Genomic DNA, 12,317 nt, shown 5'->3' on the forward strand with positions numbered 1-12,317 from the left:
CGCCCTACACTGCTTGGCGTGCATCTTCCACGAGTCATCCCAGCTGCAGCAGTCGTAGTGGCGTCAGCAATCGTGGTGTCAGGTTGCGCCCAGGACCCGACCGCGAACTCCTCGGCGTCCTCGGTCAGCGCCTCGTCGTCGGGCGTCCAGACGTCGTCCTACACGCCCGAGCCCAGCGGCGGGGAGACGACGCAGGACGCATCGTCCACCTCGACCCCCGAGCCGTCCGTGGAGAACCAGTCCGCGGCACCGAGCGCGACCGGAACTGTCGGGTCGGACGGGCGACAGGCGGTCGCAGTGGTCCTCGTGAACTACGGCTCCGACGACGGCGGCGCACACGGGGCGGGCATCGTGACCGGCGTCTCCGAGGACTCGGGGACATGCACACTGACCGCCAGCAGCGGCTCGAACACGATCACCGGGACGACCCAGGGGCATTCCGCCAACGGGTCCACGAACTGCGGTCTGGTCAGTCTGGAACTGCCGTCGGGTAACTGGTCCCTGGTGTTGTCCTACTCGTCGAACTCGTCCGTCGGGCAATCCGACCCCGTGGAGGTGAATGTGCAGTGACACGAACGGTTCGATTCGGATCAGGAGCACGGAGGTTCGCCGCGGTCATCACCGTGCTCGCGGCGCTGATCGCGCTCATGCAGGTCACGACGTCCTCACAACAGGCGCAGGCGCTCAGTGGCTCCGACTTCCAGGACGGCTACATCATCTCCGATGCGAACTTCTTCGACTCGGACTCCATGACCGCCGATCAGGTGCAGTCGTTCCTGAACTCGAAGGTGTCGTACTGCTCGGCGGCCAACGGCATGCCGTGCCTGAAGAACTACTCCCAGTGGTCGGCCGGGCTCTCCGGCGACTCGTACTGCAGCGGTATGCCGAGCGGCACCATGAGCGCCGCCCAGATCATCGCCCAGGTGGGCCTGTCGTGCGGGATCAGCCCGAAGGTGCTGCTGGTGATGCTCCAGAAGGAGCAGGCCCTCGTCACGAGCACGGCACCGTACAAGTACTCCTACACCTCCGCGATGGGCATGGGCTGCCCCGACACCGCACCCTGCGACTCGCAGTACGAGGGGTTCCTGTATCAGGTGTACTACGGGGCCCGTCAGCTGAAGCTGTACCTGAAGAACCCCTCGTGGTACGCCTACCAGCTCGGCTGGAACAGCATCTTGTACAACCCCAGCTCGAGCTGCGGGACCAAGCGCGTCTACATCCGCAACGACGCCACACGCCTGCTGTACATCTACACGCCCTATACGCCGAACCAGGCCGCGCTGAACGACCTCTACGGCTCGGGCGACTCCTGCTCTGCCTACGGCAACCGCAACTTCTGGGTCTTCTACAACAACTGGTTCGGCAACCCGACCGGGTTCACGGTACTGGGCGACATGGGCGCCCGGTACCAAGCGATCGGCGGGGAATCGGGGACCATCGGATCCCCGATCGCCGAGGAAGTGTGCGACTGGACCGCGGGGAACGTGAACTGCTACCAGAACTTCCAACTCGGCGCGATCAGTTGGACGCCGTCGACCGGAGCGTGGGAGACGTACGGCATGATCCGTGGCCGGTGGCAGGCGCTCAACTTCGAACACGGCGTGCTCGGGTACCCGATCGGCGCACCGACATGTGGGACGAAGAACAGTGGCTGCTACCAGAATTTCCAGAACGGTGCGATCAGCTGGACGCCGTCGACCGGCGCATGGGAGACCTACGGGTCGATTCGCTCCTACTGGGCGGCACAGCTGTATGAGGAGGGCGGACTCGGGTATCCGGTCGGCGCTGTGACGACCTCCTCGGCGGGTTCCAGCCAGCAGTTCCAGGGCGGCACGGTAGGAACGTCATCCGCGGGCACGTTCGAGGTGCTGGGCGACATGGGTGCTCGCTACCAGGCGATCGGGGGCGCATCCAGTTCCCTGGGCGCACCGATAGCCGAGGAGGTCTGCAGCTGGACCGCGGGGAACGTGAACTGCTTCCAGAACTTCCAGAACGGTGCGATCAGTTGGACGCCGTCGACCGGCGCCTGGGAGACCTACGGAGGCATTCGTTATCGCTGGGAGGATCTAGGATTCGAGTCCGGAGCACTGGGCTACCCGATCGGGCCCCAGATCTGTGGGACGAAGGACGGCGGGTGCTACCAGAACTTCCAGAACGGTGCGATCAGCTGGACCTCGTCGACCGGCGCCTGGGAGACCTACGGATCGATTCGCTCCTACTGGGCGGCTCAGCGGTATGAGGAGGGGACCCTGGGGTATCCGACCGGTGGGGTCACGACAGCATCGTCGTCCACCGCGAAGAACGCGTCGTCGTCCCTCTCGAACTCAAGTCAGGAGTTCCAAGGCGGCACCGTGGTGACGTCATCGGCAGGTACATTCAGGGTGCTGGGCGACATGAACGAGAGATGGCTTGCCATCGGAGGACAGAGCGGTACGCTCGGCTCCCCGATCGCCGAGGAGGTCTGCAACTGGACCGCGGGGAACGTGAACTGCTACCAGAACTTCCAGAACGGTGCGATCAGCTGGACGCCGTCGACCGGCGCATGGGAGACCTACGGCGCTATCCGGACCCGGTGGCAGGCGACCGACTTCGAGCGGGGCGTCCTCGGATATCCGACAGGTGCGCCGGTCTGCGGGACGAAGAACGGCGGTTGCTACCAGAACTTCCAGAACGGTGCGATCAGCTGGACGTCGTCGACCGGCGCCTGGGAGACCTACGGCGCCATCCGGTCGTACTGGCTGGCACACGGCTACGAGGCGGGCTCCCTGGGCTACCCGACCGGTCCGGTGACCACGACCAGCACGGGCGCCACACAGAAGTTCCAGGGCGGCACGCTCACCTGGACGAAGTCGACCAACTCGGTGAAGGTGGGCTGAGGCACATCTTCCTGCGGCCCGCGTGAGCGACATGCGGGCCGCAGGAACAGCCGCGGTTCTACCTGCGGGCGTTGGCCGTGAAGATATGGGCCGGGGACGCCGGGTCGAGGCGCACGTAGTTGCGCGCTCCCCACACATGGTTTCCCCCGTTCAGTTCGTCGTGGACGCCGAGCATGTCGTCCGCGGCAAGGCCGAGATCCTCCAGGTCGACGAGAACCTCGCCGCAGACCTGTTCCTCCGGATCGAGGCTGCACACGACGAGCACGAAATCGTCGCGGTCGTGTTTGACGAACGCGAACAGTTGGTCGTTGGTCGTCTCCAGGACCGTGGTCCCGCGCAGCTGCTGAAGAGCGGGATGGACGCGGCGGATCTCGTTCAGCCTCGCCATCAACGTGTTGAGGTTGGGTTCAGCGTCGAGATCACGGGGGCGATACTCGTATTTCTCCGAGTGGAGGTACTCCTCGCCGCCAGCCTTCAGCGGCTCGAACTCGAAGAACTCGTAGCCGGAGTAGATGCCCCAGTTGGGCGACATCGTCGCGGCGAGGATCATCCGGATCGCGAAAGCCGCGGGAATCCCGGAGCGCACCGACAGCGGGTTGATGTCGGGGGTGTTGACGAAGAAGTTGGGACGCAGGAAGTCGGCGGTCTCCTGTGAGAGCTCCGTCAGGTACTCCGACAGTTCCTCCTTGGTGTTGCGCCAGATGAAGTACGTGTAGTTCATGTGGAAACCGACCTTGGCGAGCGTCTGCATCACCTCGGGGCGGCTGAATGCCTCCGCGAAGAACAGCACCTCGGGGTGGGTTCGGCGCACCTGTGTGGTCAGCCAGTCCCAGAAGGCGACCGGCTTGGTGTGGGGGTTGTCGACGCGGAAGATGGTCACCCCGTGGTTCACCCAGAACAGCACCAGCCGCAGCACCTCGTCGTAGATGCCCTCGGGATCGTTGTCGAAGTTGATGGGGAAGATGTCCTGATACTTCTTCGGGGGGTTCTCGGCATAGGCGATGGTGCCGTCGAGTCGTCTGGTGAACCACTCCGGGTGCTCGGCGACCCAGGGGTGATCGGGAGACGCCTGCAACGCGAAGTCGAGGGCGACCTCGAGACCCAGTGAACGGGCTTTGGCGACGAAGGCGTCGAAGTCGTCCATGGTTCCCAGATCGGGGTGGATGGCGTCGTGCCCGCCTTCGGGGCCACCGATCGCCCAGGGTGAGCCGGGATCGTCCGGTCCTGCGACCAGGGTGTTGTCGGCGCCCTTGCGGAACGCCCTCCCGATGGGATGAACCGGTGTGATGTAGGCCACGTCGAACCCGAGGGAGGCGATGTGCTCCAGGGTGGCATGGCTGCTGGCCAGGGTGCCCGAGTGCCACTGCCCGGTGGTCGGGTCGCGGTGCGCCCCCTGCGAGCGCGGGAAGAACTCATACCAACTTCCGTACAGGGCGCGGCGTCTGTCGACCTGGATCGGGAAGTCCACCGTCGGGGTGGTCAGCGGTCGGCGCGCGTGGCGGATCATCGCCGCATCGAGATCGGGATCGTTGGCCAGTCTGCGCAACTCACCGGGTTCGGCTCGGGCGTCCATGCGCTCGTGGGCCCGGTGCAGGATCTCGGCGTCCTTCCGCGCGCCCCGGGAGGCGGCGCGGATGGACGCGTCCTCGAACAACTCCCTGCCCTCGGCGCAGACCAGGGCGATGTCCATGAACGCGGCCAGCTTGATGTCGGCGTTGTGGTGCCAGGTGTGCCAGTCGTCCGCCCACGCCTCGATGCGATAGGTCCAGTCCCCGGCGCGTTCCATGCGGACGATCGCACGCCAGATGTCGAGGCCGGCCGGCCAGATCTGCTCCATGTCGACACGGCGTTCGGCGCCGTCGGGGTCGGTCAGGACGACGGTTGCGCCGACCGCGTCGTGGCCCTCGCGGAAGATGCGCGCGGTGATGGGCACGGCCTCGTCCTCGACCGCCTTTGCGGGATAGGCGCCGTGCTCGACGACGGGTGCGGTCTTGCCGATCGGCAGCCGGCCGAACCTGAAGGCGGCGAAAGGATTGGCCGACGAGGCGTCGCTGGGTGTTGCTGCGGTGCTTCCGGAGTCAGTCACGCGACCCACGCTAGCGGGACGAGAGGCAGCCTTCGCGTGGATGCCCCCGAATCCATCGGGGGAACGGCTGATGACGATTGCGGAAAACCTGGCCGCGTGGCCGGCTGCCCCCGCGCTGGTTCGGTTAGGGTTTGGACCGTGCGCGCAATCAGACGCTTCATCGTTCAGCCGGTGCTTCCCGAGCCGCTGCGGCCGCTCGCCGAACTGGCCCGCAATCTCCGTTGGAGTTGGCATGAGCCAACGCGCGAGGTCTTTCGCGCGGTGGATCCCGACCTGTGGGCCGCAGTCGGGTCCGATCCGCTGAAACTGCTGTCGCAGGTGTCGCCCGAACGCCTCGACACCCTCGCCGGTGACCGGCGGTTCGTCCGCAACCTGGAGATCGTGCGTGAGGATCTGCACGACTACCTGACCGGCGATCGCTGGTATCAGGCGTTCGCGGCCGGTCATGCCGAGGCCCCTGCGGCCATCGGTTATTTCTCGGCCGAGTTCGGCATCAGCAAGGTGCTGCCCCAGTATTCCGGAGGCCTGGGGATCCTGGCCGGCGACCACCTCAAGGCGGCGTCCGATGTCGGTGCACCGATCGTCGGTGTGGGTCTGCTGTACCACCACGGCTATTTCATCCAGTCCCTGAACGCGTCCGGTTGGCAGCAGGAGCGCTACCCGCTGCTCGATCCCAACGAACTGCCGGTCTCGCTGCTCCACGACGATGCCGGGGCCGTGGTCATCGAGGTGGAGATCCGCGGGGTGCTCACCAAGGCGCAGGTGTGGGTGGCGCAGGTGGGACGCGTCCCGCTGCTGCTGCTGGACACGAACCTCGAGGACAACCCCGAGCGGGAGCGTCTGATCACCGACAAGCTCTACGGTGGTGGCTCGAGCCATCGTCTCGCGCAGGAGGTGTTGCTGGGCGTCGGCGGCGTGCGCGCCATCCGCGCGTACTGCCGTATCACCGGCCATGCCGCCCCCGAGGTGTTCCACGCCAACGAGGGCCACGCGGTCTTCCTGGGCCTGGAGCGGATCCGGGAGTTCATGACGACCGGGGACGATTTCGATGCCGCCGTCGAGAAGTCCCGCGCGGGGATGCTGTTCACCACGCACACGCCCGTGCCCGCGGGGATCGATCGGTTCAGCAAGGACCAGGTGCGCGAGCAGTTCCAGAGCTTCGCGCCGCTGCCGATCGACCGCATCATCGAGTTGGGCGCCGAGACCTATCCCGGCGGCGACCCGAACGTCTACAACATGGCGGTCGTCGGGCTGCGGCTCGGCCAGCGTGCCAACGGGGTGTCGAAGCTCCATGGCGAGGTCAGCCGGCAGATGTTCCAGGGGCTGTGGCCGGGCTTCGACTCGAGCGAGGTACCGATCACCTCGGTGACCAACGGCGTGCACGCTCGCACCTGGGTGCACCCGGAACTGCGGGAGGTGCTGGAATCTCCGCTGGAGACCGACGAGAACGTCGTCGACGGCTGGGACTGGAAGGCGCTCGACCGCATCGACGACACGACCGTGTGGACGCTGAAGCGCCAGATGCGCGGTCAGATGATCATCATGGCCCGTGAGCGGCTGGCCAAGAGCGCCGCGGCGCGTGGGATGAACGCCGACTGGGTGGCCACGGCGCTCAACCCGCACACGCTGACGATCGGTTTTGCGCGCCGGGGCGCGTCCTACAAACGCCTGACGCTCATGCTCAGCCAGCCCGACCGGCTGAAGGCCCTGCTCAACCACCCGACTACACCGATCCAGATCGTCATCGCGGGCAAGGCACACCCTGCCGACGACATCGGCAAGGGCCTGATCCAGCAGATGGTGCAGTTCTCCGACTCCGAGGACGTACGGGGCAAGCTGGTCTTCCTGCCCGACTACGACATGTCGCTGGCCCGCCCGCTCTACCCGGGGTGCGACGTCTGGCTGAACAACCCGTTGCGTCCCATGGAGGCCTGCGGCACGTCGGGGATGAAGGCCGCGATCAACGGTGCCTTCAACCTGTCGATCCGCGACGGCTGGTGGGACGAGTGGTACGACTCCGCCTTCGGCTGGGCCATTCCCTCCGCCGAGACGATCGGCAACCAGGCCGAGCGGGACGCGGCCGAGGCCGAGTCGCTCTACGAGATCATCGAGCGCGAGATCATCCCGATGTTCTACACGCGGGACGCGAACGGTGTGCCTGCCGAGTGGGTCAAGATGATGCGCGCGACGATCGCGGGACTCGGGCCGAAGGTGATGGCCACCCGCATGGTGCGCGACTACGTGGAACAGCTGTACGCTCCCGCGGCGGCCGCCGCCGTGAAGGTTCTGGCCGACGACACGGCGGCCCAGCTCGCGCAATGGAAGACCAAGGTGCGGGCAGCTTGGCCGGGCGTGGTTGTGACGCGCATCGAGTCGCACCTGCCCGACATCGTCGAGGTCGGCTCCACCAACGAGTTCGATGCCTGGGTGCGGCTGAACGGGCTGGACGCCTGCGACGTCGCCGTCGAACTGGTCTCGGGAGAGGTGGACGCGTCCGACGAACTGCGCAACGTGCGCATCACGCGTTTCGAGCGTCCCGGTGAGACCGGCGAGGACGGGGCGGTGCTGTTCCGGGTGCGTGCGACCAGCCAGACACCAGGGCTCGTCGGCTACACGGTGCGCGTCGTGCCGAGCCACCCGTTGCTCGCCTCCCGCTCCGAGATGGGGTTGGCGGCGGTCGCGGCGCTGTAGCCTGAAGCCTGACCAGGCCGCCGGCAGGAGGGCATTGCTGTGGATGAGAGCCAGGACGCGCCCGCTCGGGCGTCCGACGACGACGATCTTGCCGGTCGCCTCGGTCTGACCGAATCGCTCCGGCCGAAGAAGACACGCGGACGCCGCGCCCTGGTCATCACTCTCGTGCTGCTGCTCGCCCTCCTGCTGGCCGCCGGAGGTGTGGTGGCGTACTTCTTCTTCCGCATCAACTCCGCGATCGACAGCCTCGATCGTGATCCGTCGCTGCTGCCGTCCAGCACCGCGTCGGCCCCCACATCGGAAGCGGACAACAGCCCCGTGACGTTCGTGCTCATGGGGTCCGACTCGCGCTCCACGGAGGCTTCCGAGGGACGAAGCGACGTCCTCATGGTGGCCTACCTGTCGGGTGATCGCTCGCACGTGTATCTCACGAGTTTCCCGCGTGACATGTGGGTGGCGGTCCCCGGGTACGGTCAGGCCAAGATCAACGCCGCCTACGCCTGGGGTGGGCCGGCGCTGACGGTCCAGACGCTGGAGTCGCTCACCGATGTGCGGATGGATCATGCGGTCGTCATCGACTTCGAGGGATTCATCAACCTCACCACGACCCTGGGCGGGGTGACCGTCGACAACAAGTACGCGAGCTCGTCGAACGGATACACCTTCCCGCAGGGGCAGATCACGCTCCAGGGGGAGGAGGCGCTCGCGTACGTGCGCGAGCGCTACGACCTGCCCAACGGAGACCTCGACCGGGCCGAGCGGCAGCGCGCGGTGGTCTCGGCCATCATCGACAAGGTGGTCAGTCCCCAGGTGCTCACCGACCCCGGCACGTTCGGTGACGTGGTCGATCAGGTCGCCTCGTGTGTGACGGTCGACAGCGGGCTGACGACCGACAGTGTCTGGTCGCTTGCTCGCAGCCTGAAGTTCACCGGCAGCGAGGGGGTCCGTTCGCTGCAGGCTCCGATCTCAGGGTTCGGGACCAGCGCGGACGGTCAGGCGATCGACATCGTCGACGAGGCCGGTCTGGCCGAGCTCGGTCAGGCCATGGCCGGCGACACGATGGACGAGTACTGGCAGACGCACAAGTGAACGGGCACCGTTAGGTAGCTTGAGCCCCGTGTCTCGGCCTCACAGGTCGGACGCGGGCAGGTGCTCAAGCGGGCTCCACCGTCTGCTCCGCGCCGGGCTGCTCGTCCTCGGGTGATTCGTCGGGTGCCGGTTCGTCACCGGTGGGCCGGTCCTCGGGGGGTTGCTCGCTGTCGGGGGCCTCGGCGACCGGCCGGGCGGCCACCGAGGACACCTGTGCGCGCATGACGGCGACGGTTCGTCCCGGAAGCTGCATCGCGTCTCCCGGGCGGAGGACGTCCGCGGGCAACTCACCAGGCTCGGCCGTGGACGCGACCACCTCGTACTCCGTACCCCAGTTCACGGGCGGCATGGTCACGGGAATGGCGTCCGCGCCGCTGTGGAACCAGATCAGCAGCGCGTCCGTGCGGCTCGACAGGTACATCCCCAGCAGGCGGCGTCCCGGATCCTGCCAGTCCTGGTCGCCCATCTCGCCGGAGTAGCCGTTCATCCAGGCGAGGTTGTAGCGGCCCAACGGGTTGCCGGAGGAGTCCAGGACCTCGTTGTGGTACAGGTAGTCGTCGTAGTGGAGCAGCCGATGCTCCTGGCGGAGCCGGGTGAGGTCCGACGCGAGGTCGTGCACGTCGTGCCACTGATCGGCGGTGTCCCAGTTGATCCAGCCCAGAGGATTGTCCTGGCAGTAGGCGTTGTTGTTGCCGCCCTGGGTACGCCCGATCTCGTCCCCTGCGGTGATCATCGGCACACCCCGCGACAGCAGGAGCGTCGCGAGCATGTTGCGCACCTGGCGACGACGCAGGGCGTTGACGTGCGGATCGTCGGTCTCGCCCTCGATGCCGCAGTTCCACGACCGGTTGTCGTCGGAGCCGTCACGGTTGGACTCGCCGTTCGCCTCGTTGTGCTTGGTGTTGTAGGTGACCAGATCGCGCAGCGTGAACCCGTCATGAGCGGTGATGAAGTTGATGCTCGCCGACGGCGGGCGGTCGTCGCCCCCGAACAGATCGGCCGATCCGGTCAGGCGGGTCGCGAACTCCTGCACACCGCCGGCTCCACGCCAGTAGTCCCGCACGAAGTTGCGGTACTGGTCGTTCCATTCGCTCCAGCCGGGGCCCCAGCGTCCCACCTGGTGGCCGAACGGCCCGACGTCCCAGGGCTCGGCGATCAGCTTGATGTCGCGTAGCACCGGGTCCGAGGCGATCGCCTGCTTGAGCGGGTGCTCCTGGTCGACGTGGTGGTGGACGTCGCGGATCAGTTCGGTGGCCAGATCGAAACGGAAACCGTCCACGCCCATCTCGGTCACCCAGTACCGCAGCGAGTCGAGGACGAGGTGGCGCACGTCGATGTGCGAGGTGTCGAGCGAGTTGCCGCACCCGGTGACGTCGTAGTCGTTGCGCAGATCGTGGGTCAAGCGGTAGTAGCCGCGGTGGTCGATGCCGCGGAAGCTCAGCGTCGGCCCTTCGTGGCCGCCCTCACACGTGTGGTTGTAGACGACGTCGAGGATCACCTCGATGCCGGCCTGGTGAAGGGCCGAGACCATCGCCTTGAACTCCTGCACCTGCTGGCCGAGCGTGCCCACCGAACAGTACGCGGCGTGCGGGGCGAAGAACCCGAGCGTGTTGTATCCCCAGTAATTCGACAGGCCACGCCGGACGATGAACGGCTCACTGACGAAGTGCTGGACCGGCAGCAACTCGACGGCCGTGACGCCCAGCGACGTCAGGTGTTCGATGACCGCGGGGTAGGCGAGACCGGCGAACGTGCCACGCAGGTGCTCGGGCACGTCCGGGTGCAAGCGGGTGTAACCGGCCACGTGGGTCTCGTAGATGACCGACTCGTCCAGCGGACGGCGGCGTGCCACGGGGACGGGCGGGGGAGTGGGGGCCACGACGACCGAGAGCGGGACCGCGCCGAAGGAGTCCCGTGTGTCGGGCTCGTAGTCCGAGTGCTCCGTGTGGTCGAAGATCGGGCCCGAGTAGTCGACGCCGGCCGTGATGGCTCGCGCATACGGATCGACGAGCAGCTTCGCCGGATTGGCCCGCAATCCCTTGTCGGGAGCCCAATCTCCGTGAATGCGGTAGCCGTAGAGCTGCTCGGCGGCCACACCGGGGACGAACGTGCGCCACACACCGTCGATCATCTGCATGTCGATGTTGCGCTGTTCACCGGTGGGCGAGACCAGCGCCAGCTCCACCCGCGCGGCGCGGGGAGCCCAGAGCCCGAAGTCACAGCCGTCAGGCGTGAGCCGCGCACCGAGCAGGTCGGAGGCCTGGTCGCGTGGCGCTTCGGGTTCCATGTCGCCTCCGTTGATCTTGGTACCGGCGCCGGACGGGTGGCTACCCTGACAGGTGTGAGTTCTGCTGAGGCCCGCCGGCGAAAAGTGAGCGCCAATCACCATACCGCGCCGAGTGGCTGCTACCTCGACCACGCGGCCGGTTCGCCCCTTCGTCCGCAGGCCCGTGCCGCGATGGCCGACAATGCCGACATGGTCGGCAACCCGGCCGCGCTTCACGGCGCCGGGCGTGCTGCCCGCGCTCTGCTGGAGGACAGCCGCGAGCAGTTGGCCGCTCTGGTGGGTGCTCAGCCGGACGAGGTCGTGTTCACCTCCGGCGGTAGCGAGGCCGACACCATCGCCGTGCTCCAGGGAGCCGCGTCGCGGGGGGAGGACCGCCCGGGCGTCCTGGTCGGTGCGATCGAACACCCCGCCGTCGGGGCGTCCGCGGGGCTGCTCGGTGCGCGCGTCGGCCTGATTCCCGTGGACGCGGGCGGGCAGACCGATCTGGGCGAGCTGGAACGGCTCCTGACGGCCGATGCGCCGGCGGTGGGGCTCGTCAGCCTCATGTGGGTGAACAACGAGCTCGGCACCGTGCAGCCCGTGGGCCGTGCCGCCGGGCTCGCCGGGCGCGCGGGTGCGTTGTTCCACACCGATGCGGTGCAGGCGCTGGGGCAGGTGCGGGTGCGCTTCGGCGAATGCGGGGCCGACCTCATGAGCCTGTCTGCGCACAAGGTCGGCGGGCCCGTGGGCATCGGGGCGCTGATCGTGCGCCGCGGGGTCTCCCTGCCGGCGTGGGGGCTGGGCGGACGCCAGGAGGGCGGTCTGCGATCGGGCACCCAGGCCGCCGTGCTCGCGGCCGGGTTCGCCGCGGCGGCGGCACGCGCGGTGGACGACCTCACGGACGACCCCGACCGCTATCTGCGGCTGCGGGAGCGCCTCGTGGCCGGGCTGGGCAGTGTTCGCGGGACGACCGTCAACGGGGACGATCCGGTCGGCGGCGCGATCGTCAACGTCACGTTCGACGCCACGAGTGCCGAGGACGTCACGTTCCTGCTCGACCAGCAGGGGATCTGGGCGTCCACCGGCTCGGCCTGCAGGGCCGGGGTCCATGGGCCGAGCGAGGTCCTGCTGGCGATGGGCCGTGACGACGCGGCCGCGCGGGCGAGCGTCAGGTTCTCGATGGGATGGACGACGACACCCGACGACATCGACCACCTGCTGGGTGTGCTGCCGGGCGTCGTGGAACGGGCTCGCCGCGTGCCGCACTGAGCGACACGCGGCGTCCCTTCGACAGGCTCAGGGGCCTTCG

Annotated in this window: 7 protein-coding genes; 5 read left to right on the forward strand and 2 right to left on the reverse strand. The window is 67.5% G+C overall.

The genetic code is table 11. From position 1 onward, the window contains the following. Positions 1 to 57: 57 nt before the first annotated feature. Both FB473_RS05575 and FB473_RS18420 read left to right on the forward strand, forming a co-directional pair. Positions 58 to 570, forward strand: coding sequence for a hypothetical protein (locus FB473_RS05575; protein WP_167165454.1), 513 nt, complete (start codon positions 58 to 60; stop codon positions 568 to 570). Next, a complete protein-coding gene (locus FB473_RS18420) occupies positions 567 to 2,876 on the forward strand; it encodes a hypothetical protein (RefSeq protein ID WP_167165455.1) in 2,310 nt (769 codons plus the stop codon). Before FB473_RS05575 ends, FB473_RS18420 begins: the two co-directional genes overlap by 4 nt. A gap of 58 nt (positions 2,877 to 2,934) precedes the next feature. Here FB473_RS18420 and FB473_RS05585 read toward each other — a convergent pair whose 3' ends face one another. Beyond that, positions 2,935 to 4,962, reverse strand: a complete 2,028-nt coding sequence (locus FB473_RS05585; protein WP_341770039.1) for an alpha-1,4-glucan--maltose-1-phosphate maltosyltransferase — start codon at positions 4,960 to 4,962, stop codon at positions 2,935 to 2,937. A gap of 138 nt (positions 4,963 to 5,100) precedes the next feature. Here FB473_RS05585 and glgP point away from each other — a divergent pair, with 138 nt between their 5' ends. Both glgP and FB473_RS05595 read left to right on the forward strand, forming a co-directional pair. Beyond that, positions 5,101 to 7,653: an alpha-glucan family phosphorylase gene (gene glgP / locus FB473_RS05590; RefSeq protein WP_167165457.1), complete on the forward strand. Its 2,553-nt coding sequence runs from the start codon at positions 5,101 to 5,103 to the stop codon at positions 7,651 to 7,653. 39 nt (positions 7,654 to 7,692) lie between these two features. Further along, positions 7,693 to 8,742 (forward strand): LCP family protein, encoded by a 1,050-nt coding sequence (locus FB473_RS05595; RefSeq protein ID WP_341770040.1) that lies wholly within the window; start codon positions 7,693 to 7,695, stop codon positions 8,740 to 8,742. Between the two features lie 64 nt (positions 8,743 to 8,806). Here FB473_RS05595 and glgX read toward each other — a convergent pair whose 3' ends face one another. Next, on the reverse strand, positions 8,807 to 11,029 hold the full coding sequence (glgX, locus tag FB473_RS05600) for a glycogen debranching protein GlgX (protein ID WP_167165458.1): 2,223 nt from the start codon (positions 11,027 to 11,029) through the stop codon (positions 8,807 to 8,809). 54 nt (positions 11,030 to 11,083) lie between these two features. Between glgX and FB473_RS05605 the strand changes: the two genes are divergently transcribed. Then, entirely contained in the window at positions 11,084 to 12,277 is a 1,194-nt protein-coding gene (locus FB473_RS05605; RefSeq protein ID WP_341770041.1) for a cysteine desulfurase family protein, read from the forward strand. Positions 12,278 to 12,317 lie beyond the last annotated feature (40 nt).

It is taken from the genome of Brooklawnia cerclae (assembly GCF_011758645.1).
In the GTDB taxonomy this organism is placed as follows: Bacteria; Actinomycetota; Actinomycetes; order Propionibacteriales; family Propionibacteriaceae; genus Brooklawnia; species Brooklawnia cerclae.

Excerpts from the sequence above, each read along its gene's own strand:
- glgX (WP_167165458.1), bottom strand. The coding sequence starts at position 11,029 with ATGGAACCCGAAGCGCCACGCGACCAGGCCTCCGACCTGCTCGGTGCG.